The 21,787-nt window shown below is 72.8% G+C and carries 20 protein-coding genes and 1 pseudogene; 12 read left to right on the top strand and 9 right to left on the bottom strand.

Annotated features, from left to right (window positions below):
* The first annotated feature begins 165 nt into the window (after window positions 1-165).
* The 4 genes from EAD98_RS20770 (at window position 166) to EAD98_RS20785 (ending at window position 3,845) form a co-directional block, all read left to right on the top strand.
* Complete coding sequence (locus EAD98_RS20770; protein ID WP_233583908.1) at window positions 166-1,095, top strand: endonuclease domain-containing protein; 930 nt, start codon at window positions 166-168, stop codon at window positions 1,093-1,095.
* A gap of 90 nt (window positions 1,096-1,185) precedes the next feature.
* Window positions 1,186-2,436 carry a phosphoribosylamine--glycine ligase gene (purD, locus tag EAD98_RS20775; RefSeq protein ID WP_121655715.1) on the top strand — a complete coding sequence of 417 codons (1,251 nt, stop codon included), beginning with the start codon at window positions 1,186-1,188 and terminating at the stop codon, window positions 2,434-2,436.
* Window positions 2,437-2,497: 61 nt separating this feature from the next.
* Entirely contained in the window at window positions 2,498-3,019 is a 522-nt protein-coding gene (locus EAD98_RS20780) for a SigE family RNA polymerase sigma factor (protein ID WP_121655749.1), read from the top strand.
* Window positions 3,012-3,845, top strand: a complete 834-nt coding sequence (locus tag EAD98_RS20785) for a hypothetical protein (protein ID WP_121655716.1) — start codon at window positions 3,012-3,014, stop codon at window positions 3,843-3,845. Before EAD98_RS20780 ends, EAD98_RS20785 begins: the two co-directional genes overlap by 8 nt.
* An 8-nt stretch (window positions 3,846-3,853) precedes the next feature.
* Here EAD98_RS20785 and EAD98_RS20790 read toward each other — a convergent pair whose 3' ends face one another.
* The 3 genes from EAD98_RS20790 to EAD98_RS20800 all read right to left on the bottom strand — a co-directional run bounded on the left by EAD98_RS20790 (window position 3,854) and on the right by EAD98_RS20800 (window position 7,194).
* Entirely contained in the window at window positions 3,854-5,416 is a 1,563-nt protein-coding gene (locus tag EAD98_RS20790; RefSeq protein WP_121655717.1) for an AMP-binding protein, read from the bottom strand.
* 109 nt (window positions 5,417-5,525) lie between these two features.
* The gene (locus EAD98_RS20795) at window positions 5,526-6,740 is read right to left on the bottom strand and encodes an acyl-CoA dehydrogenase family protein (protein ID WP_121655718.1); all 1,215 of its coding nucleotides are present in this window, start codon (window positions 6,738-6,740) and stop codon (window positions 5,526-5,528) included.
* Window position 6,741: 1 nt separating this feature from the next.
* Window positions 6,742-7,194, bottom strand: a complete 453-nt coding sequence (locus EAD98_RS20800; RefSeq protein ID WP_121655719.1) for an SCP2 sterol-binding domain-containing protein — start codon at window positions 7,192-7,194, stop codon at window positions 6,742-6,744.
* 76 nt (window positions 7,195-7,270) lie between these two features.
* Here EAD98_RS20800 and EAD98_RS20805 point away from each other — a divergent pair, with 76 nt between their 5' ends.
* Window positions 7,271-7,909: a TetR/AcrR family transcriptional regulator gene (locus tag EAD98_RS20805; RefSeq protein WP_121655720.1), complete on the top strand. Its 639-nt coding sequence runs from the start codon at window positions 7,271-7,273 to the stop codon at window positions 7,907-7,909.
* Window positions 7,910-7,918: 9 nt separating this feature from the next.
* On the opposite strand, the gene EAD98_RS20810 is transcribed toward EAD98_RS20805, so the two are convergent.
* A complete protein-coding gene (locus tag EAD98_RS20810) occupies window positions 7,919-8,563 on the bottom strand; it encodes a DedA family protein (RefSeq protein WP_121655750.1) in 645 nt (214 codons plus the stop codon).
* Window positions 8,564-8,729: 166 nt separating this feature from the next.
* Between EAD98_RS20810 and EAD98_RS20815 the strand changes: the two genes are divergently transcribed.
* Window positions 8,730-9,881 carry a sensor histidine kinase gene (locus tag EAD98_RS20815; RefSeq protein WP_147457455.1) on the top strand — a complete coding sequence of 384 codons (1,152 nt, stop codon included), beginning with the start codon at window positions 8,730-8,732 and terminating at the stop codon, window positions 9,879-9,881.
* Window positions 9,878-10,519, top strand: coding sequence for a response regulator transcription factor (locus EAD98_RS20820; RefSeq protein ID WP_121655722.1), 642 nt, complete (start codon window positions 9,878-9,880; stop codon window positions 10,517-10,519). Before EAD98_RS20815 ends, EAD98_RS20820 begins: the two co-directional genes overlap by 4 nt.
* A 46-nt stretch (window positions 10,520-10,565) precedes the next feature.
* On the opposite strand, the gene EAD98_RS20825 is transcribed toward EAD98_RS20820, so the two are convergent.
* The 3 genes from EAD98_RS20825 to EAD98_RS20835 all read right to left on the bottom strand — a co-directional run bounded on the left by EAD98_RS20825 (window position 10,566) and on the right by EAD98_RS20835 (window position 13,525).
* A complete protein-coding gene (locus EAD98_RS20825; RefSeq protein ID WP_121655723.1) occupies window positions 10,566-11,186 on the bottom strand; it encodes a DedA family protein in 621 nt (206 codons plus the stop codon).
* 69 nt (window positions 11,187-11,255) lie between these two features.
* Window positions 11,256-12,134 carry a MaoC/PaaZ C-terminal domain-containing protein gene (locus EAD98_RS20830; protein ID WP_121655724.1) on the bottom strand — a complete coding sequence of 293 codons (879 nt, stop codon included), beginning with the start codon at window positions 12,132-12,134 and terminating at the stop codon, window positions 11,256-11,258.
* Window positions 12,134-13,525, bottom strand: a complete 1,392-nt coding sequence (locus tag EAD98_RS20835) for a 3-oxoacyl-ACP reductase (protein WP_121655725.1) — start codon at window positions 13,523-13,525, stop codon at window positions 12,134-12,136. The genes EAD98_RS20830 and EAD98_RS20835 overlap by 1 nt, the downstream gene beginning before the upstream one ends.
* 55 nt (window positions 13,526-13,580) lie before the next feature.
* On the opposite strand from EAD98_RS20835, the gene EAD98_RS20840 reads away from it, so the two are divergent.
* Window positions 13,581-14,873 carry an acetyl-CoA C-acetyltransferase gene (locus EAD98_RS20840; RefSeq protein ID WP_121655726.1) on the top strand — a complete coding sequence of 431 codons (1,293 nt, stop codon included), beginning with the start codon at window positions 13,581-13,583 and terminating at the stop codon, window positions 14,871-14,873.
* Between the two features lie 74 nt (window positions 14,874-14,947).
* Window positions 14,948-16,372 (top strand): adenylosuccinate lyase, encoded by a 1,425-nt coding sequence (gene purB, locus EAD98_RS20845; protein ID WP_121655751.1) that lies wholly within the window; start codon window positions 14,948-14,950, stop codon window positions 16,370-16,372.
* A 112-nt stretch (window positions 16,373-16,484) separates the two neighbouring features.
* Here the strand turns inward: purB and EAD98_RS20850 are convergent.
* Together EAD98_RS20850 and EAD98_RS20855 are read right to left on the bottom strand one after the other, a co-directional pair.
* Window positions 16,485-17,049: pseudogene (locus EAD98_RS20850) on the bottom strand (YbjQ family protein).
* A 24-nt stretch (window positions 17,050-17,073) separates the two neighbouring features.
* Window positions 17,074-17,757 (bottom strand): trypsin-like serine protease, encoded by a 684-nt coding sequence (locus EAD98_RS20855; RefSeq protein ID WP_121655727.1) that lies wholly within the window; start codon window positions 17,755-17,757, stop codon window positions 17,074-17,076.
* A gap of 356 nt (window positions 17,758-18,113) precedes the next feature.
* On the opposite strand from EAD98_RS20855, the gene purS reads away from it, so the two are divergent.
* From purS to purL, 3 genes are read left to right on the top strand one after another with little or no spacing between them, the layout of a single operon-like run.
* Entirely contained in the window at window positions 18,114-18,377 is a 264-nt protein-coding gene (purS, locus tag EAD98_RS20860; protein ID WP_121655728.1) for a phosphoribosylformylglycinamidine synthase subunit PurS, read from the top strand.
* Window positions 18,374-19,057, top strand: a complete 684-nt coding sequence (purQ, locus tag EAD98_RS20865) for a phosphoribosylformylglycinamidine synthase subunit PurQ (RefSeq protein ID WP_121655729.1) — start codon at window positions 18,374-18,376, stop codon at window positions 19,055-19,057. The genes purS and purQ overlap by 4 nt, the downstream gene beginning before the upstream one ends.
* Window positions 19,058-19,103: 46 nt before the next feature.
* Entirely contained in the window at window positions 19,104-21,785 is a 2,682-nt protein-coding gene (gene purL, locus EAD98_RS20870; protein ID WP_121655730.1) for a phosphoribosylformylglycinamidine synthase subunit PurL, read from the top strand.
* The last annotated feature ends 2 nt before the right edge of the window (window positions 21,786-21,787 follow it).

The raw sequence follows: 21,787 nt of genomic DNA on the forward strand, positions 1-21,787 counted from the left end.
CCCCGCGGGGGCTCACCCCGGTGATCATGAGGTTGGCGAGGGCTGTGGAGATCAAATCGCCCGCCAACCTCATGATCGACAGGGGCTGGCGGGCGGTTGTCCACAGGGGGGCGCGGTTATCCACAGGGGTGGTAGACGGGGCGACTGAGCCGCCAGTTTGGGTGTGTGGACCGCGCCGAACTGCTCCGCTCCGTTACCGCCGTCCAGGACGGCTTGACCACTCGGGCCCAGGCGCTGCGTGCCGGGTTCAGTCGGCACGACATCGATCACCTGGTGGCGGTCGGCCGGTGGCGGCCGCTCGCCCGCGCGGTCTATCTGACCGACGGTCGACCCGGCGAGCCGGCGGCACGCCGGTGCAGGATCCGTGCCGCCGTGCTCTCGCTGGGCCCGCAGGCGCACGCGGTCTTCGGCACGGCAGCCGAACTGCACGGCATCGCCGGTCTGCCCCGCCATGACGAGGTCCACGTGGCGTTGCCGGGCCGGGCGGCGAAGTTGACCCGTGTGTCAGACCCGGCCGTCGTGCTGCATCAGCTCGAGCACGCGTCGTCAGCGGTGCGGCTGGTGAACGGGATCGCCGCGACGACGCCTCAGTGGACGGTCGCCGAGATCATCCTGCGCGAGCAGCGGTACCCAGCGGTCGCGGTGCTCGACTCGGCACTTAATCGGGGGTTGCTCACGGCCGAGTGCCTGTCAATGATTCGGACCCTGATCAGAGGGCGGCGCGGTGCGGTGGCGGCGCGGGGCTATCTCACCGAAGCGGACGGGCGGGCCCAGTCGCCGCTGGAAACACGCACCAGGCTGCGGTGTGTCGACGGCCGGGTGCCGCCGGACGTCCTCCAGTTGGAGGTACGGGACGGGGACGGTTACCTGCTCGGCATCGGCGACCTCGGCTGGCGCGCCCCGAGGCTGATCGCGGAAGCGGACGGCCGCGACGCACACGGCACCCCGGCTGCCGCATTCGCCGACCGCCACCGACAGAACCGCCTGGTGAACGCCGGCTGGACGGTCCTCCGCTTCACCTGGGCCGACACCCTCCAGCCCGACTACATCCCGTGGACCGTCCGCCAGGCCCTAGCTGCGGCCCGTTCGCGTTGATCATGAGGTTGACGGGGTTCCAGATGATCGAATGCACCGCCAACCTCATGATCAACGGGGTGGGCGTGGGGGGAAGTAGGATCCTGGGTCGTGCGGGTTCTTCTGGTGGGTGGTGGGGGGCGGGAGCATGCGCTCGCGCTCGGACTGGCCGGCGATCCGGCCGTTACGCAACTGATCGCGGCTCCGGGCAATCCGGGGATCGCCGGCGTGGCCGAGTTGCGGGCGGTGACTCCGACCGATCCGGCCGCGGTGGCCGCGCTGGCCGTGGAGACCGCGGCCGACCTGGTGGTGATCGGGCCGGAGGCGCCGCTGGTCGCCGGTGTCGCCGACGCGGTACGCGCCAAGGGCATCGCCGTGTTCGGCCCCTCGGCCGAGGCCGCCCGACTTGAGGGCTCCAAGGCGTTCGCCAAGGATGTGATGACCGCTGCCGGCGTGCCCACCGCCCGGGCGTACGTCTGCACGGACGAGGAGAGCACCGCGCGGGCGCTCGACGAGTTCGGGGCGCCGTACGTGGTGAAGGACGACGGACTCGCCGCCGGTAAGGGCGTGGTGGTCACCGACGACCGGTCCGTCGCGCTGGCGCACGCCCGCGAGTGTGGCCGGGTCGTGGTCGAGGAGTTCCTCGACGGCCCGGAGGTCAGCCTGTTCGTGGTGACCGACGGCGAGGCGGCGCTGCCGCTGCTGCCCGCGCAGGATTTCAAGCGGATCGGGGACGGCGACACCGGCCCGAACACCGGCGGCATGGGCGCGTACGCGCCGCTGCCCTGGGCCCCGCCCGGCCTGGTCGACGAGGTCATGCGCGACGTGGTCCACCCCACCCTGGCCGAGTTGCGCCGCCGCGGCACCCCGTTCGGTGGCCTGCTCTACGTCGGGCTCGCGATGACCGCCGCCGGCCCCCGGGTGATCGAGTTCAACGCCCGCTTCGGTGATCCGGAGACCCAGGTGGTGCTCGCGTTGCTGGAGACGCCGCTGGGCGGGCTGCTGCAGGCGGCGGCCACCGGCACGCTGGCCGGGCATCCGCCGCTGCGTTGGCGGCCCGGCGCCGCGGTCACCGTGGTGCTGGCCGCGCAGGGCTATCCGGCCGCGCCCCGGACCGGCGACGTGATCACCGGCGCGGACCGGCCGGGCATCATCCACGCCGGCACCGCCCGCCGGGCCGGTGACGGCGCGTTGCTCTCCGCCGGTGGCCGGGTGCTCTGCGGTACGGCCACCGGCCCCGACCTGGCCGCCGCGCGGGCTGCCGCGTACGCGCTGGTGAACGGGGTCGAGCTGGCGGGCTCGCAGCACCGCACCGACATCGCCGCCGCCGCGGTCGACGGCCGGATCACGATTCCTGGCTGAACCCGGGCAACCTCCACCCGCCTCGCCGCCGTTTGACCGGTGAGATGAGGGGGTGGCGGGTTTGCCGGTCGACGTCGAGGGCTACCGCGACTACGTCGGTGCGCGGCTGGAGCCGCTGCGCCGCACGGCGTACCTGCTCTGCGGTGACTGGCACACGGCCGACGACCTGGTGTCGACGGCGCTGGTCAAGCTGCTCCGGCACTGGCCGCGGGTGTCCGTCATGCACGACCCGGACGCGTACGTCCGGCGGACCCTGCTGCGGGTCTGGCTGGACGAGCGGCGCAGGCCGTGGCGGCGGGAGGCCGCGTGGGCCGAGGTGCCGGAGCGCCCGGCGACGGGCGGCGGCACCGAGGGCACGGCGGACCGGCTGACCATCCTCGCCCTGCTGGCCGAGCTGCCACCGCGCCGGCGCGCGGTGCTCGTGTTGCGCTACTTCTGCGACCTGTCTGTCGAGGAGACCGCGCGCGAGCTCGGCTGCACCCCGGGCACCGTCAAGAGCCAGTCGGCGCGGGCGATCGAGACGCTGCGGGGTCGCCTCGTCGACCTGCCGCCGCCCACCGAGGAGGTACGGACCAATGGATGAGATCGCGCGGCACCTGCACGAGGTGACGGCTGTGGCGCCACCGAGCCGGATCGACCTGGACCGGTTGATCGCCGCTGACCGGCAACGTCGCCAGCACCGGACGTGGACGTTGGCTGGCGCCGGGGTGGCCGCCGTCGTCGCGGCCGTCGCGGTGAGCACGGCGCTGATCGCCGGCCCGGAGCCGGGCGAAGGTGGAATGGCCCTGCCGACGATCACTTCCGGGACGGGTTCGACCGGCGGCATGTGCCGGACGTTGGCGCCCACCGCCAGCGGACCGCTGCCTCCGTTGCCGACGTACGACACGGTGCGTGCCCGCCCGACGGAGCCTCCGCAGGACGGGGAGGTTCGACTGACCGGGGCGCTGCGCGCGGCGACGGACGCCGTCGTGCCCTCCGACGTGACGGTCGTCAGCCCGGTGCCGCAGTGCGACCGGCCGCAGTTCGCGTATCGGCCGCGTCAGCGGGAGTACCGGGCGGTCGCGCTACTCAGCCGGGACGCTCGGCGCGGCCATCTCACGGTTACCGTGCGCCCAACGCCGGCCGGGGCGCAGGCGGACTGTGCGGAGTTGCCCTACCGGGGCGAGTGCGAGGTGTGGGGGCTCGGTGACGACGGGGTGGCGATGTTCAGCAGCAGTACCGACCCGGGCGGGGGCCGGCACCGCTGGGCGCAGCTCCAACGGGTCGACGGAACGCTGGTCACGGTCATGGCGGACAACATCGTGGTCGCCGCCGACGGCACGCCGGAGCTGACCGCCCCGGAGCCGCTGCTGACCGCGCAGGAGCTGGTGGAGCTGGCGCGGGCGCCGGGCCTGACCCTCTACCCCTGAGTGTTCGGTCAGGCGTAGTAGCGGCGCAGTTCGCGGGTGAGCACCTTGCCGGTGGCGTTGCGCGGCAGGTACTTGACGAACACGACGTCGCGGGGCACCGAGAAGCGGGCCAGGTAGTGCCGGACGTATTCGCGGACCGCGTCGGGGTCGAGCGTCTCGTCGGGGTGCAGGGCGAGGAACGCGGCCAGCCGCTGGCCGTACTCGGGGTCGGGCACGCCGATCACGGCCGCCTCGCGCACCTGCGGGAGCCGGGCGAGCAGGTCCTCCACCTCGGACGGGAAGACGTTCTCGCCGCCGGAGACGATCATGTCGTCGGCGCGGCCGTCGACGAAGAGCAGCCCGTCGGCGTTGAGCCGTCCCAGGTCACCGGTGTCGAGCAGGCCGTCGTGGGTCTCCCGGGTCGCCCCCGAGGTGTAGCCCTCGAACAACATCTCGTTGCCGACGAAGATCCGGCCGACCCGGCCGCCGGGCACCGGCTCGCCGCTGTCGTCGAGGATCTCCAGCCGGGTGCCGTGCGGCGGCCGGCCGGCGGTGGTGGGTGCCTCCCGCAGGTCGGCCGGCCCGGCGATGGAGGCCCAGGACACCTCGGTCGAGCCGTACAGGTTGTAGAGCACGTCGCCGTAGGCGTCCATGAACGCGGGGGCGAGCCCGCCGGGCAGCGCCGAGCCGCTGACCGCGACCACCTTCAGCGCGGGACGCGGGTCCGGCGGCGGCACCTCCAGCAGCCGCTGGAGCATCACCGGTACGGCGAAGAGCGCGTCACACCCGTGCGCGGCGAGCGCAGCCAGCGTGGCGGTCGGGTCGAAGCGGCGGTGCAGCACGATGGTGGCGCGCAGCGCGAAGGACACCTGCAGGGCCGCGAAGCCCCAGGTGTGGAAGATCGGTGCGGCGATCATCACCGTGTCCCGGGTGTGCAGCGGGATCCGGTCGATGATGGACACCAGTGGGCCGAAGCCGTTCGGGGTGGGTCGGCGGGCGCCCTTGGGGGAGCCGGTGGTGCCGGAGGTCAGCACGATGATCCGGCCGTCGCGCTCCGGTGGGCGCAGCTCGCCCGGCAGCGCTCCGGCGATCAGCTCGGCATGGGCGCGCTCGTCGACCCGGTGCAGCTCGGCCGGGAGCCCGAGGACCAGCTCGGCGAACTCGTCGTCGTGCACCAGTACCCGCAGTCGTTGCTCCTCGGCGACGGTGGCCAGTTGCGCGGCGGACAGGCCGGTGTTGACCAGGACCGCGTCGTTGCCGAGCAGGGTGGCGGCCACGATCGTCTCGATCAGGCCGTGGTGGTTGCGGCAGAGCACGCCGATCCGGTCGCCGGGCTGTACGCCGAGCGCGGCGCGTAGTGCCCGGGCCAGCCGCTCGGACCGGTCGAGCAGTTCCTGGTAGGTCAGCTCGGTGCCGTGCTCGTCGAGCACCGCCGGGCGGCCGGGGTCCCGGGCGGCGGCTTGGCGCAGCTCACCGGCGAGGCTCCAGCCCCAGGTGCGCAGGGCGTTGAGCTGGGAGGCGACGCGGATGGGCCGGCCGGGGGTGAGCAGGCCGCGCCGGGTCAGCGTGGCGACGACGAACGGCAGGTCCATGCTCTCGGGCCTCCTTCAGGGGGTGCGCGGAAGGGCCCCCGTAGGGACCCTTCCGCGGGCTCTCTTGTCGATCATGCACCGGATCCGCCCTGCTGCCCAACCGGTGTGATCAGCGAATCTGCATGCCGGAGATCGCTCGGGAGATCACCAACCGCTGGATCTCGGAGGTGCCCTCGAAGATGGTGTAGATCTTCGCGTCGCGGTACCAGCGCTCCACCGGGTGGTCCCGCAGGAAGCCGGCTCCGCCGAGCAACTGCACCGCCTTCTCGGTCACCGACACCGCCACCTCGCCGGCCTTGAGCTTGGACATCGACCCCTCGCCGGCGGTGAACGGGCGGTTGTTACGGCCCATCCAGGACGCCCGCCAGACCAGCAGACGCGCCGCGTCGATCTCCATCCGCATGTCGGCCAGCGCGAACGCGACCGCCTGGTTCTCGATGATCGGTCGTCCGAACTGGACCCGGTCCTTGGCGTACTCCAGGGCGTACTCGTAGGCGGCCCGGGCCACGCCGAGCGCCTGCGCGCCGACGGTGGGTCGGGACAGCTCGAAGGTGCGCATCGCGGCCTGCCCGGTGACGCGCTGCCCGGAGCGGGCGCGGTCCAGGCGTTCCAGGAGGGCGTCCCGGCCGCCGAGCAGGCAGCGCCCGGGCACGCGTACCCCGTCGAGGAAGACGTCGGCGGTGTGCGACGCGCGCAGGCCCAGTTTGCGAAGCTTGCGGGTGGCGGCCAGGCCGGGGGTGCCCGGCGGTACGACGAACGCCGCCTGACCCCGGGAGCCGAGCGTGGGGTCGACCGAGGCGGTGACCACGTGCACTCCGGCGATCCCGCCGTTGGTGGCGTACGCCTTCTGCCCGGTCAGCACCCACTCGTCGGTGGCCTCGTCGTAGACCGCCCGGGTGCGCATCGCGCCGACGTCGGAGCCGGCCTCCGGCTCGCTGGTGCAGAACGCGGCCACGGCCGGCGAGTCGACGTCGCCGAAGCACTGCGGCACCCACTCGACCATCTGGTCGGGGGTGCCCGCGCCGTAGATGGCGGCGACGGCGAGCGAGGTGCCGAAGATGCTCAGACCGATGCCGGCGTCACCCCAGAAGAGTTCCTCGCTGGCGATCGGCAGGGAGAGCCCGGTCGGGTCGGCCCAGCAGGTGGCGAGGAACTCGAAGCCGTAGAGGCCGACCTTGGCGGCCTCCTGGATCACCGGCCACGGGGTGTCCTCGCGCTCGTCCCACTCGGCGGCGGCCGGGCGCACGACCTCGGCGGCGAAGCCGTGCACCCAGTCGCGCAGATCCCGCTGTTCCTCGTTCAGGTCGAGCGAGAACTCGGTCATCTCAGGCCTTGGGGATGTCGAACAGGTTGGCGATGTTGGCGGCGAGGCCGAGGTCGCCCTTCGCCTTCAGCTTGCCGGTCATGAACATCATCACCGGGTTGGCGCCACCGGAGACGATCTTCAAGAACTCCACCGGGCCCATGGTCAGGCTCAGCTTCGGGTCGTGCTGCGGGGTCTCGTTCACGTCGCACTTACCGTCGGCGATGACCACCTCGTAGGTGTCGTTGCCGCCGTCCGGGCGACCGGTGATGACCCAGTGGATGACCGCGTTGGTGGAGCCGGCCCGGTCCGCACGGAACAGCGACGGCATCCGGCCGAACACCTCGCCGAGGATCTTGCCGCGCAGATCACCGGACATCACCTGGGCGATCTTGTCGTCCGGGGTGGACTTGACCAGCTGGGCGAACTCCTTGGGGCCGACGTTCGCGAAGGTGGCCGGGTCGAAGTCAGTCATGGGGGAAAACACCTCTCGGGCCGTCCGACTTGGTTACTCCGGCGTAACCCTACGCACGAGTAGGTATGCTCGCAAGGTGTCCACCGCTCCCGCCTTCAAGCGCCTGCCGCGGGCCGTCCGTGAGCAGCAGATGCTCGACGCGGCCGTCAAGGTCTTCTCCCGGCGCGGCTTCCACGCCGCCAGCATGGACGAGATCGCGGAGGACGCCGGCATCTCCAAGCCGATGGTCTACGCGTACCTCGGCACGAAGGAGGAGGTGTTCGTCGCCTGCCTGCACCGGGAGGGCACCCGGATGATGCAGGCCATCGCCGGCGCGGCCGCCCCCGACCTGCCGGCCGACGAGCGGCTCTGGCGAGGGTTGCGGGCGTTCTTCGGCTTCGTCGGCGCGTACCGCGACGGCTGGGCCGTGCTCTACCGGCAGGCCCGGGGCGAGCAGCCGTTCGCCGGCGAGCTGGCCACCATGCGGGCCCGGCTGGTCGAGGTCGTCGCCGGGATGCTGGACCACGCGTTGCGCGCGGAGGGTCGCGAGGTGGCCGGCACCGACCTGGAGGTGGTCGCGTACGCCCTGGTCGGCGCGACCGAGTCGCTGGCCGACTGGCTCGCGGACCACCCGGAGGCCGACCCGGAGAAGACCGCCACGCGGATGATGAACGTGGCCTGGCTCGGCGCCGGCCAACTCCTGCACGGCGTCACCTGGCGCCCGGCCACCGACTGACGCCCCGCATCACCGCGCCGGTGTCGGGCTCGCCGGCTCGGCCGGAGTCGGTCGCCCGGATCGGCGACGGTTGCGGAGCCAACGGACCACCTCGACGACCACGGTCACCGTCAGCGCGAGGCCCAGGCCGAGCAACAGGCCGCGCAGCGGGTCCTGTTCGAAGGCCAGACCGCCGAGGTAGCCGACCAGCGCCGAGTAGAGCCCCCACGAGCCGGCGGCGAGCGCGTCGAAAGCCAGGAAGCGTCGACGGGGATAGTGGACGGCTCCCATGGTGAGGGTGACCGCGGTCCGGCCCCCCGGCACGTAGCGGGCCACGGTGAGGATCAGGCCGCCCCGGTCGGCGATTCCCCGGCGGGCCCGTTCGACGGCGGTCCGGCGCCGGCCGTGCGGCGGGAGCCGGTCGAGCAGCCGGGTGCCACCGCTCCGCCCGATGGCGTACGAGACGTGGTCGCCGACGAGAGCCCCGGCGGCGGCCACCAGGATCACCGCGGGCAGGTACGGCGCCCCGGAGGCCGCGAACACCCCGGCGGTGATCACCGCGGTCTCGCTCGGCACCACCGGGAAGAAGCCGTCGAGCACCGCGATCGCGAAGATCGCCAGGTACACCCACGGCGAGGACATGGTGTGGTGCAGCAGGTCGAGCAGATCCATGATCCCGATGCTGGTGCGAACGGCGGCCGTCGCCATCGGCCAGTGGTCAGCCGGGCGACACGACTTAAGTAGGTCCGGCCCGGACTGCTGGTAGGGGTCTTCCCCCACCGCACCCGGGTCTGTCCGGCGCGGACGGCACGATCCGGCGACGAGGACCTACGCTCGCTGCGTGGTGTCCCGAGCGGTCGTCCTGCGGTGGGTCGTCGACCGGTACGCCCCGCTGCTGCTCGCCGCAGTGGTCACCGCCGCCGTCTGGGCCAGCGCGACCGGGGCGATCGGCGTCCGCTCGCCGATGCCGGGGGCCGTCACACTGCTCGTGGCGCTGGCCTCGGGTTGGGCGGCCGGCGTGGTTCGGGCCCGCCGTTGGCCGCTGTTCCTCACGGCCGCGGTCAGTTGGTTGCTGCTCGCCGCCGCGGCACCCGGGGTGGTCGCCTCGTACCAGGCGGGTCTGCGGCTGCGTGGCCGCCGGCTCACCGATTATCTCGTCGGGGTCGCCCTGGTGCTGACCGGTGGCGTGCTGGTCGGGCTGGCAGTGGGCGGCGTACGTCGACTCACCACCGCCACCTTCGGCAATGTGCTGCTGCTGACCGCCTGCCTGGTCGGGCTTCCCCTGGTCGTCGGCCTCTGGGTGCGGGCCCGTCGGGACACGCTCGCTGCCCTGCGGGATCGGGCCGAGCGGCTGGAACGCGAGCAGGAGGCCCGCGCCGACCGGGTCCGTGCCGAGGAGCGGACCCGCATCGCCCGGGAGATGCACGACGTGGTGGCGCACCGGGTGTCGCTGATCGTGGTGCACGCCGGGGCGCTGGAGGTGACCGCCACCGACCCGGAGACCGTCGAGTCCGCCGCGCTGATCCGCGAGACGGGTCGGCAGGCACTCACCGACCTGCGCGAGGTGCTGGGCGTGCTGCGACAGGCCGCCCCGCCCGCAGTGCCGGAGCCGGCGCTCGACGCCCTGGACGAACTGATCGGGGAGTCTCGCGCCGCCGGACTGCGGGTGTCCCGGCGGGACGAGGGTGTGGCGACGGCGCTGCCGGCGACCGTGGAACGCACCGCGTACCGGGTGGTGCGGGAGGCGCTGACCAACGTGCGCAAGCACGCCGCCGACGCCGAGACGACGGTCTGCCTGCGCTACCTTCCCGGCGGGCTGGAGGTGGTGGTCCGCAACGGTCCGTCCGCGGGCGGTTTGGCCCTGCCCGGCGCCGGCCACGGGCTGCTCGGCCTGCGCGAGAGGGTGGAGCTGCTCGGCGGCCGACTGGAGGCGGTGCCCATGCACGGCGGGTTTTTGGTCCGTGCCCTGCTCCCGGTGGCGGGTGCGGCGTGATTCGCGTGGTGGTGGTCGACGACGAGCAGCTGGTCCGCGCCGGGCTGCGGCTCATCCTGGAGGCGGCACCGGACATCGTGGTGGTGGGCGAGGCGGCGGACGGCGCCGGCGCGTTGGAGCAGGCTCACCGGTTACACCCCGAGGTGGTGCTGCTCGACGTCCGGATGCCGGGCATCGACGGGCTCACCGCCGCGCCCGAGGTGGTCGCCGCCGGCCCAAAGGTGATCATGTTGACCACCTTCGACCTCGACGAGTACGTGCACCGGGCGCTGCGTGCCGGAGCGGTGGGCTTCCTCCTCAAGGACACCCCGCCCCGGGAACTGGCCGCGGCCGTCCGAACGGTGGCCGCCGGGAACGCGATGCTCGCACCGACGGTGACCCGGCGGCTGATCAGCTCGTTCGCCGAGCGTGGACCGGCCCGTCGGGACGCGGCCCGCCAGCGGCTCGCCCGGCTCACCGCGCGCGAGCTGGAGATCGTCCGGGAGGTGGGGCGCGGGCACGGCAACGCGGAGATCGCGCGGCGGCTGACGATGAGCGAGGCCACCGTGAAGGCGCACGTCAGCCGGGCGCTGGCGAAGCTTCAGGCGGGCAACCGGGTGCAACTGGCGATCCTGGTGTACGACGCCGACCTGCTGTGACCGGGCTGCGCGGCCCGTCGCGCGGCAGACGGTGCGGGGTGGCCGGTCAGTGGCGGGCGGCGGCACGGCGGCGTGCCCGGCTGCGCAGCCGACGGACGCCCTCGATGCCGAACGTGACGATCACCGAGAGCCCCACGCCGACGAGGACTCCCCGCACCGGGTCGCGTTCGAAGGCCAGCCCGCCGAAGTAGCCGAGCAGCCCGCAGTACAGCGCCCAGGTGACCGTCGCGATGCCGTCGTAGAGCAGGAACGATCGGCGCGGGTAGCGCACCGCGCCCATGGTGAGAGTGACCGCGGTCCGGCCCCCCGGCACGTACCGGGAGGTGGTCAGGATCAGCCCGCCGCGCCGGTCCACCGCACGCCGGGCCCAGTCGGAGCTGGCCCGCCGACGGCTGCCGACGGGCAGTTGGGCCAGCCGGTTCGCGCCCCCGCCCCGCCCGATGGCGTACGAGATGTGGTCGCCGATCAGCGCGCCGAGCGCGGCGCTGGCGATCACCGCGCCCAGGTTGGGGTGCGCTCCGTCGGCGGCGAGCACCCCCGCGGTGATCACCGCCGCCTCGCCCGGCACCGCGGGGAAGAACGCGTCGACCGCGGTGAGCCCGAAGATCACCAGGTACACCCACGGTGAGGTGACCGTCTCCCGGAGCAGGTCGAGCAGGGCGTCCATGCCCCAATGCTCGGCGGCCGGTCGACACGCGGTGGCGCTTCGCCGACATCCGCCGCCCGCCCCGCCGGGTCAGCGCACCGTGCCGGCGAGGTGCGGTCGACCGGTGCGCGGGTCGTGCAGGGCGAAGTCCCAGCCGTCGTCGGCGCGGGCGGCGGAGAAGCCGATCGTGCCGGGCAGCGCCACCGGCAGCTTGAACGCCACCTCGACGGTGCCGGCGTCCGGCAGCCGGTTGTCCAGCGCGGCCAGGCAGCGGGCCTTGGTCCACATGCCGTGCGCGATCGGCCGGGGAAAGCCGAAGAGCCGGGCACCCAGCCGGGAGGTGTGGATCGGGTTGTGGTCGCCGGAGGCGCGGGCGTAGTCGGTGCCGACGCGAGTGCCGACCCGCCAGTGGGCGGTGGCGGCCGGCGTCGCGGGCCGCTCACTCCGGTCGCGCCGGGTACCGCCGCCGTCACCCCGCTCCCGGCTGAGGTACGTGGCGACGCCGCGCCAGACCTCCGTCCCGCCGGCCGAGGCGACCAGCACCACGTCGAGCTGCCGGCCCCGCTCGTGCGGGCGCAGGTGCTCGGCGTACGCGGTGAAGTCGAGCAGCTCACCGGCGAGCACCGGGCGGTGCGTCGTGATCCGGTTGGCCACGTGCACGAGACCGGTCACCGGGAACGGGAACTCCGGCGCGGTCATCAGCCGCAGCGCCAGCGGGAAGCCCAGCACGTGCGGGTACGTCACCGGCAGCCGCTCGGCCAGCGGAAAGCCGCAGACCCGGTCGTAGTCGGCGAGGTGTGCCCGGTCGACCTGGACGCCGGCGACGGTCAACGCTACCGCCGGCACGGTCCGGTCGCGCCGACCGCCGGGCAGCGCGCCCCGCAGCGCCCGCCGGTACAGCGGGCCGGTGGCCGGCAGCCGGGGCAGCTCGACGACTGCCCGCATCGGCCGGGCGTTCGCGTCACCCATCACGCCCCCAGCAGGCTCTGGCCGCAGACCCGGACCACGTTGCCGCTGACCGCGCCGCTGGCCGGCCACGCGAGCCAGCCGATCGTCTCGGCCACGTCGACCGGCAGCCCGCCCTGGGCCACGCTGTTCATCCGCCGGCCCGCCTCGCGGACCACCAGCGGGATGCGCGCGGTCAGGCGGGTCTCGATGAAGCCGGGTGCCACCGCGTTGACGCTGATCCCGCGGTCGCGCAGGGCCGGGGCGAGCGAGCCGACCAGCCCGATCACGCCGGCCTTGCTCGTGGCGTAGTTGGTCTGCCCCCGGTTGCCGGCGATCCCGGCGATCGAGGAGACCGACACGATCCGACCGCCGGCCGGGATCAGCTCCCGCTCCAGCAGCACGTCGTTGATCCGCTCCTGGCTGGAGAGGTTGACGTCGATGACCTGGTCCCACCGGTCGGCGTCCATCCGGCCGAGCGTCTTGTCGCGGGTGATGCCGGCGTTGTGCACCACCGCGTCGACCCGGCCGTGTCGGCTGGCCAGGTGGTCGGCGAGCCGGGTCGGCGCGTCCGACGCGGTCAGGTCGAGCTGCACGGCGGTGCCGCCGATGTCGTTCGCCACGGCGGCCAACGCGTCCCCGGCGGCCGGGATGTCGAGCGCCACCACCTGCGCGCCGTCGCGGGCGAGCACCCGGGCCAGCGCCGCGCCGATGCCCCGTGCGGCGCCGGTGACCAGCACGACCTGCCCGTCCAGTGGGCGCTCCCAGTCGGTCGGGGCGGTCGCGTCCCCGGCGCCGACCAGGATCACCTGCCCCGAGACGTACGCGGACCGGCCGGAGAGAAGGAATCGGAGGGTCGATTCGAGGCTCGTGAACGTGCCGGCAGGATGGCTCGAACCGCCCGTGACGGTGACGGCGTTGCCGGTCACGTACACGAGTTGTGCGGTGACGCCCCGGCCGAACTCCTTGCCGATGCTGCGGACCAACCCCTCCAGGGCACGCTGGGCGGTGGCCTCCCGCGGCGTCGGGCACTCCTGTGGCGGGCTGCCCAGCACGATCACCCGACCGCTGGGCAGCACGGCCCGGGCCTGCGGGTGGAAGAAGTCGTAGAGCTGGCGCAGGCCGGTCGAGTCGGTGATCCCGGTGGCGTCGAAGAGCAGTGCGCCGTACCGCTGCGGGGTGTCGGTGGAGGCGGCCGCCGTCGGGTCGGCGAGCTCGACCCCCGCGGTGGTCAGGATCGCGGCGACCGGCTCGGCGAGCCGGCCGCCGGTGGCCGCGCCGAGCAGCGCGGGCCCTGGCAGCAGCGGGTCGCCGGGGTGGTGTCGGCGCAGTCGCGGCGGGTCGGGCAGCCCCAGGCGCTTGACCAGCGTGCGGCCGGCGGCCGATTGGACGAAGCTCGCGTACCTGTCGGTCATGGGCGTAGCCTACTGGCGAGTAGGGTTCGAGCAACACATGTCGAGGAGGCGGATCGTGCAGAGCATCCGGCGGGTCGCGGTCATCGGGGGCAACCGAATCCCCTTCGCCCGTTCCAACTCCCGCTACGCGGACGCGTCCAACGCGGACCTGCTCGGCGCGGCGCTGGACGGTCTGATCGCCCGGTACGGGCTGGCCGGGCAGCGGGTCGGCGAGGTGGTGGCCGGGGCGGTGCTCAAGCACTCCCGGGACTTCAACCTGACCCGCGAGGTCGTGCTCGGCTCCCGGCTCGACCCGCACACACCGGCGTACGACATCCAGCAGGCCTGCGGCACCGGCCTGGAGGCGGCGATCCTGGTCGCCAACAAGATCGCCCTCGGGCAGCTGGACGTGGGCATCGCCGGTGGCGTCGACACCACCTCCGACGCGCCGCTGGCGGTCAACGAGGAGATGCGCCGCACGCTGCTCAAGCTCAACTCCGCCCGCTCGCTCGGCGAGCGGCTCAAGGTCGCCGCCAAGCTGCGCCCGCTCCAGCCGTTCAAGCCGGAGATCCCGCGCAACGCCGAGCCGCGTACCGGCCTGTCCATGGGGGACCACGCCGCCCGCACCGCCCTGCGCTGGCAGATCGACCGGCGCGCCCAGGACGAGGTGGCGCTCCGCTCGCACCAGCGACTGGCCGCCGCGTACGACCGCGGTTTCTTCGACGACCTCATGACGCCGTACCTGGGCCTCACCCGCGACCAGAACCTGCGCGCGGACACCAGCCTGGAGAAGCTCGGCTCACTCAGGCCGGTGTTCGGCACCCGTGGCCCGGACGCCGAGCAGGCCACCATGACCGCCGGGAACAGCTCACCACTCACCGACGGCGCGTCCACGGTGCTGCTGGCCAGCGAGGAGTGGGCGCGCGCGCACAATCTTCCGGTGCTGGCCTGGTTCAGCTGGTCGGAGACGGCCGCGGTGGACTTCGTGCACGGCGACGAGGGGCTGTTGATGGCGCCCGCGTACGCGGTGCCCCGGATGCTGGCCCGGGCCGGGCTGACGCTCCAGGACTTCGACTACTACGAGATCCACGAGGCGTTCGCCTCGCAGGTGCTGGCCACCCTCGCCGCCTGGGAGTCACCGGAGTTCTGCAAGGACCGGCTCGGTCTGGACGCCCCGCTGGGCGCCATCGACCGCGACCGGATCAACGTGCACGGCTCCTCCCTGGCCGCCGGGCACCCGTTCGCCGCCACCGGCGGACGGATCGTGGCGACCCTGGCCAAGCTGCTGGCCGAGAAGGGCAGCGGACGCGGACTGATCTCGATCTGCGCCGCCGGGGGTCAGGGCGTGACGGCGATCCTGGAGCGCTGACTGACGACCGGCCCAGGTCAGTCCCCGGGTGACCCCGTCCGAGGGTGGCCACCGGATACGGGAGAATGGGCGCCGTGACGACGATCCCGAACGTGCTCGCCAATCGGTACGCCTCGCCCGAACTGGTCGCCCTCTGGTCACCGGAGGAGAAGGTCCGGATGGAGCGGCGGCTCTGGCTGGCCGTGCTCCGCGCGCAGCGCGATCTCGGCGTGCCCGTGCCGGACGGCGTGGTCGAGGCGTACGAGCGCGTGCTCGACCAGGTGGACCTCGCCTCCATCGCGGAGCGGGAGCGAGTCACGCGGCACGACGTGAAGGCACGGATCGAGGAGTTCAGCGCGCTCGCCGGGTTCGAGCACGTGCACAAGGGGATGACCTCCCGGGACCTCACCGAGAACGTCGAGCAGCTCCAGGTGCGCGCCTCGCTGGAGCTGATCCGGGACCGTGTGGTGGCCACCCTGGCCCGGTTGGCCTGGCTCGCTCACGAGCACTCCGAGCTGGTGATGACCGGCCGTTCACACAACGTGGCGGCGCAGGCCACCACGCTGGGCAAGCGCTTCGCGTCGGCGGCGGAGGAGCTGCTCATCGCGTACGAGCGACTGGAGGAGCTGATCGCCCGCTACCCGCTGCGCGGGATCAAGGGGCCGGTCGGCACGGCCGCCGACCAGCTCGACCTCTTCGACGGCGACGCCGACAAGGTGGCCGAGCTGGAGCGCCGGGTCGCCGAGCACCTCGGCTTCTCCCGCGTGCTGGACAGCGTCGGGCAGGTCTACCCACGATCGCTGGACTTCGACGTGCTGGCCGCGCTGGCGCAGACCGCCGCCGCGCCGTCGTCGCTGGCCACCACGATCCGGCTGATGGTCGGCCAGGAGCTGGTCACCGAGGGCTTCAAGCCGGGTCAGGTCGGCTCCAGCGCCATGCCGCACAAGATGAACACCCGTTCGTCCGAGCGGGTCAACGGCTTCGCGGTGATCATCCGGGGTTACCTGTCGATGGTCGGCGAGCTGGCCGGTGACCAGTGGAACGAGGGGGACGTGTCCTGCTCGGTGGTCCGCCGGGTCGCCCTGCCGGACGCTTTCTTCGCCGCCGACGGGCTGTTCCAGACCTTCCTCACCGTGCTCGACGAGTTCGGCGCGTACCCCGCGGTGATCAACCGGGAGCTGGAGCGGTTCCTACCCTTCCTGGCCACCACGAAGATCCTGGTGGCGGCGGTCCGGCGCGGCGTCGGCCGGGAGGTCGCACACGAGGTGATCAAGGAGCACGCGGTCGCGGTGGCGCTGGCCATGCGCGAGAAGGGCTCGCCGGAGAACGACCTGTTCGACCGGCTCGCGGCGGACAGCCGGCTCGGCCTGTCCCGCGCCGACATCGACACCCTCGTCGCCGACCGCACCGCCTTCGTCGGCGCCGCCCCGGCCCAGGTCGCCGCGGTCACCCGCCGCATCACCGCCGTGGTCGAAACCCACCCGCACGCAGCCACCTACTCCCCACCCGCCATCCTCTGACCCTCCCGCCTCTTGACCCTGCCCTCCTCTGTTGATCAAGAGGTTTGCGTCATTTTCGATCTCCCTGATGACGCAAACCTCTCGATCAACGGGGCTGGGGGCGAGGCGTGGGTCAGTCGCCGGTTGGGGTTTCGGCGGCGGTTCGCAGGTTGGGGGCGCTGGCTGGTTCGGCGATGCCGCCGGGCGACTCGGTGAAGCCGGCGTCGTGCGCCGTCTCCGCGGCGATCGCGGGCTGGTCGGCGGGCATGACGTCCGGCATGACGGGTGCGACGACCACTGCCGTTCCGTACGCGCAGATCTCCATCCACATCTCGCCGCAGTCCCGGCTGTCGAACCGCATGCCGATCACGGCGTTGGCGCCGAGCCGTAGGGCCTCCTCGCCGAGCCGGGCCACCGAGTCGGTGCGCCACCGGGTCAGGTTGTCCGGGGCCATCGGGTCGTACGCGCCACCGCGCAGGTTCTTGACCCCCTCGCGGTACGGGTTGCGCGTCCTGGCCATCGATGACACCACCTCACCGAGAATCTGGCGGATCTCGTAGCCGGGCAGTTGCTCCGTCGTCACGACCAGCACGATTCCGATGCTGTCAGGAGCGGCGTGACCCGATCGTGTGCACTAGTTCACCTGATCGGATGCTGCAAAACGACGCGGCGCGGACGGCTGGCGCAGGGCCTGCCATCCGCGCCGCGCGGGGCGCTAACCGTCAGACACCGGCCACCGAGGTGATCCAGGCCCGGTTGTACGCGACACTGCCGTAGTTCTGGATGCTCGACCCGTCGGCCGTCGAGGCCACGCCGACCTGCTGGCCGTTGTAGAACTGCGGGCCGCCCGAGTCGCCCCGCCAGGCGTTGCCGTTGATCCGGCTGCTGCGGATCGCCTGGCCGCCGTACGCGTCGCTGGCGTTGTTGCTGGTCACCCGGACGGTGGCGGTCTTCAACGTGGTGGAAGCCGAGCAGCCGCTGTAGCAGGTCATGCCCCAGCCGTAGATCGAGTTCGTGGAGTTGATCGGCGGGTTGCTGCTGGCCAGGCTCACCGCCGAGGTGCTGACGGTGCTGGAGAGGCGCATGAGGGCGAGGTCGTTGCGGGTGTAGGTGGCGCTGACGGTGCGGGTGACCCCGCCGGAGGAGCGATTCACGCTGCCGACCCGGACGGACATGGTGCCGCTGATGCAGTGCCGGGCGGTGAGCACCCACTGCGGGGCGATCACGCTGCCGGAACAGGTGAACGAGCCGTTGCTCATCACCGCGGCGGCCCACGGGGCGGACGAGACGGTGCCGCCGCCGATGATCGGTTGCGGGCCGGCAGGGGCGGCGGACGCGCCGGACGCGGCGCCGAGAGCGCCGGCCAGCGCGACGCCGAGCAGGGCGAGCAGGGGACGGATGCGCATCGGGTGGACTCCTTGGGCGGGGCGGACCCGGGGTCGCCGGGTGCGGGAGGACGACAACGGGGGGTCCCCGCCATCGCCAACATCGAACTCTGTCGATGTACAGTAGGGCCCACGGCGGCTGTTTTCAAGAATTTGATCGAGGTTAACCAATGTAACGATTCGGCGTCCCTCAGCGCCGTATATGCCCTGGTGGGGCCGCGTGTCCCGCGTGGTGACCCGTCCCGGCCGCCGGTTGTGTCGACCACCGCCTGAACTGCACCCGGCCGGTGCGTCCGCGACGGAATCTGCCAGGTACGCTGGCTGCGCTCGCCCGTTGTGGGTCGGCACCCAACTGCGTACACAGTCAGGAGTGCCCAGTGCCTCGCGTCGTCGTCGACGTCATGCTCAAGCCCGAGATCCTCGATCCGCAGGGCCAGGCCGTCGCAAACGCGCTGCCCCGGCTCGGCGTCAGCGACGTCGCCTCGGTTCGGATCGGCAGGCGGATCGAGATCGAGTTCACCGGTGACCCGGACCTGGACCGGGCCCGGGAGATCGCCGACAAACTGCTCGCCAACCCGGTCATCGAGGACTTCACCGTCCGCCTGGTCGAGGCCGACGAGACCGCGGACGCCCGCTCGTGACCGCCCGGGTCGGTGTGGTCACCTTCCCCGGCTCTCTCGACGACGGGGACGCGGCCCGAGCCGTCCGGATCGCCGGGGCCGAGCCGGTCCGGCTCTGGCACGGTGACCCGGAGCTGCACGGGGTCGACGCGGTCGTGCTGCCCGGCGGCTTCTCCTACGGCGACTACCTGCGCTGCGGCGCGATCGCCCGGTTCGCCCCCGTGATGGAGACGATCGTGGACGCCGCCCGGGGTGGCCTGCCGGTGCTCGGCATCTGCAACGGCTTCCAGATCCTCTGCGAGGCGCACCTGCTGCCCGGCGCGCTCACCCGCAACCAGCACCTGCACTTCCGCAACCGGGACCAGATCCTGCGCATCGAGTCGGCCGGCACCGCGTGGACCAACGCGTTCCAGCCCGGCCAGGAGGTGCTCATCCCGGTGAAGAACGGCGAGGGCTGCTACGTCGCCGACAGCGCGACGCTGGACCAGCTCGAAGCCGAGGGCCGGGTGGTCGCCCGCTACGTCGGAGGCAACCCGAACGGGTCGCAGCGCGACATCGCCGCGATCACCAACCCCGCCGGCAACGTGGTCGGCATCATGCCGCACCCCGAGCACGCGGTGGAGGCGCTCACCGGTCCCTCGCTGGACGGCCTCGGCTTCTTCACTTCGGCCCTCAAGCACCTGGTGGGGGCGCCGGCGTGAGCGCGAGGAGCGAGTCCGGCGGGCACCTGCGCAGCGAGGAGAGGTCATGACCACCCATCCGGACCCGGTACGGGACACACCGGAGGCGTACTCCGCCCCGGCGCAGCCGACCGAGCCGCGCCCGGCGCAGCCCGTCGCCTCGGCCGCTCCCGCGCAGTCGGCGGCCGTCGACTGGACCGACGGCGTGGACACCGTGCCGCGCGCCGGTGGCACCCCGGGAGAGCTCCAGCCGTACACCGAACTGGGTCTTCGCGACGACGAGTACGACCGCATCCGGCAGATCCTCGGCCGGCGGCCCACTCAGTCCGAGCTGGCCATGTACTCGATCATGTGGAGCGAGCACTGCTCCTACAAGTCGAGCAAGGTGCACCTGCGCCAGTTCGGTGAGAAGGCCCCGCAGAGTGACCGGCTGCTCGCCGGTATCGGCGAGAACGCCGGCGTGGTGCAGATCTCCGACGAGTTGGCGGTGACCTTCAAGGTCGAGTCGCACAACCACCCGAGCTTCGTCGAGCCGTACCAGGGTGCGGCGACCGGCGTCGGCGGCATCGTCCGGGACATCCTCGCCATGGGCGCCCGCCCGGTCGCGGTGATGGACCCGCTGCGTTTCGGCGCCGCGGACCACCCCGACACCGCGCGGGTCCTCACCGGCGTGGTCGCCGGCGTCGGCGGCTACGGCAACTGCCTCGGTCTGCCCAACATCGGTGGCGAGCTGGTCTTCGATCCGTCCTACCAGGGCAACCCGCTGCTCAACGCGCTCTGCCTGGGTGTGCTGCCGGTCGACCGTCTGCAGAACAAGGCCGCCGCCGGCCCCGGCAACGTGGTCGTGCTGATGGGCGCCAAGACCGGCCGGGACGGCATCGGCGGCGTCTCGGTGCTGGCCAGCGCCACCTTCGACGAGGGCAGCGAGCAGCGTCGCCCGGCCGTGCAGGTCGGCGACCCGTTCACCGAGAAGCTGCTGATCGAGGCCTGCCTGGAGCTGTACGACGGCCAGCTGGTCGTCGGCATCCAGGACCTCGGCGGCGCCGGGCTGACCTGCGCGCTCACCGAGACCGCCGCCGCGGCCGGCACCGGCATGCGCGTCTGGCTGGAGCGGGTGCCGCTGCGTGAGCCGTCGATGGACCCGCACGAGATCCTGGCCAGCGAGTCCCAGGAGCGCATGCTCCTGGTCGTCGAGCCGGACAAGCTCGACGCGGTGCTCAAGACCGCCGAGAAGTGGGGCGTGCTCGCCACCGCGATCGGCGAGGTCACCGCGCCGGAGCCGGACGGCAGCCCGGGCCGGTTGCTGATCACCTGGCAGGACCACCTGGTCGTCGACGTGCCCCCGGGCTCGCTGGTCGACGACGGCCCGGTCTACGCCCGGCCGATGCGTGAGCCGGCCGACCTGATCCTGCTCCAGGCCGACCGGGCCGAGACGCTTCCCCGCCCGGCCGACCCGGAGGCGCTGCGCGAGACCGTGCTGCGCATGATCGCGTCGCCGAACCTGGCCGACAAGACCTGGGTCACCGAGCAGTACGACCGCTACGTGCTGGGCAACACCGTGCTCGCCCAGCCGGAGGACGGCGGCGTCATCCGGATCGACGAGCGGACCGGGCTCGGCGTGGCGCTGTCCGTGGACGGCAACGGCCGGTACACGCGGCTCGACCCGTACAACGGCACCAAGCTGGCGCTGGCCGAGGCGTACCGGAACGTGGCGGTGACCGGCGCCAAGCCGATCGCCGTGACCAACTGCCTCAACTTCGGCTCCCCCGAGGACCCGGGCGTGATGTGGCAGTTCGCCGAGGCCGTGCGCGGCCTGGCGGACGGCTGCCTGGAACTGGGCATCCCGGTCACCGGCGGCAACGTCAGCTTCTACAACCAGACCGGCGCCGCAGCCATCCACCCGACCCCGGTGGTCGGCGTGCTGGGTGTGCTGGACAACGTCGCCGACCGGGTCCCGATGGGCTTCGTCCCGCGCGCCGGTGGCGACCACGACCAGCTCTACCTGCTCGGTGAGACCAACGTGGAACTCTCCGGCTCGGAGTGGGCCTGGGTGACGCACGAGCACCTCGGCGGTATCCCGCCGCAGGTCGACCTGGCACGGGAGAAGGCGCTGGGTGACCTGCTGGCCGAGGCCGCCCGGGTCGGTCACCTCACCTCGGCGCACGACCTCTCCGACGGTGGCCTCGCCCAGAGCCTGGTCGAGTCCTGCCTGCGTCGCGGCGTCGGCGCCCGGATCGCGGTGCCGGAGCACTTCGCCGGCGGCTCGATGCCGTTCGTCTACCTGTTCAGCGAGTCGGCCGCACGGGCGCTGGTGTCGGTGCCGCGTGGCCACGACAAGGCGTTCGCGGCGCTCTGCGCCGAGCGGGGCGTGCCGTTCGAGCTGATCGGCGTCACCGACCCGGCCGGCGGTGCGCTGGAGGTGCACGGCCAGTTCCGGATCGGGCTGGACGAGCTGCGTGCCGCGCACACCGAGACGTTGCCGCGTCTCTTCGGCGGCGCAGCCGCCGTCGAGGTGTCCGCACCGGCGGCTGGCGTGGCGGGGGCGGTCGAGGCCGTGCCGCTGCCGGTCGCGCAGGGCGAGCCGGTGGCTGCCGAGCAGATCGATGTGGCGGCGGTGGTCTCCGAGCCGATCGCGTCGGCCGGTCCGTCCCCGCAGGCCGGTGCCGTCGAGCCGGTCGATCCTGCGGACGCCGATGGGCCGTCCGAGGCTGACTCCGGTGTCACCGACCCGTCGCCTGACGAGCGCTGAGG

This window comes from Micromonospora sp. CV4 (genome assembly GCF_003667455.1).
Lineage (GTDB): Bacteria > Actinomycetota > Actinomycetes > Mycobacteriales > Micromonosporaceae > Micromonospora.

Excerpts from the sequence above, each read along its gene's own strand:
- EAD98_RS20785 (WP_121655716.1), top strand. The coding sequence starts at position 3,012 with ATGGATGAGATCGCGCGGCACCTGCACGAGGTGACGGCTGTGGCGCCA.
- EAD98_RS20790 (WP_121655717.1), bottom strand. The coding sequence starts at position 5,416 with ATGGACCTGCCGTTCGTCGTCGCCACGCTGACCCGGCGCGGCCTGCTC.
- EAD98_RS20795 (WP_121655718.1), bottom strand. The coding sequence starts at position 6,740 with ATGACCGAGTTCTCGCTCGACCTGAACGAGGAACAGCGGGATCTGCGC.
- EAD98_RS20800 (WP_121655719.1), bottom strand. The coding sequence starts at position 7,194 with ATGACTGACTTCGACCCGGCCACCTTCGCGAACGTCGGCCCCAAGGAG.
- EAD98_RS20825 (WP_121655723.1), bottom strand. The coding sequence starts at position 11,186 with ATGGACGCCCTGCTCGACCTGCTCCGGGAGACGGTCACCTCACCGTGG.
- EAD98_RS20830 (WP_121655724.1), bottom strand. The coding sequence starts at position 12,134 with ATGGGTGACGCGAACGCCCGGCCGATGCGGGCAGTCGTCGAGCTGCCC.
- EAD98_RS20835 (WP_121655725.1), bottom strand. The coding sequence starts at position 13,525 with ATGACCGACAGGTACGCGAGCTTCGTCCAATCGGCCGCCGGCCGCACG.
- EAD98_RS20855 (WP_121655727.1), bottom strand. The coding sequence starts at position 17,757 with ATGCGCATCCGTCCCCTGCTCGCCCTGCTCGGCGTCGCGCTGGCCGGC.
- purL (WP_121655730.1), top strand. The coding sequence starts at position 19,104 with ATGACCACCCATCCGGACCCGGTACGGGACACACCGGAGGCGTACTCC.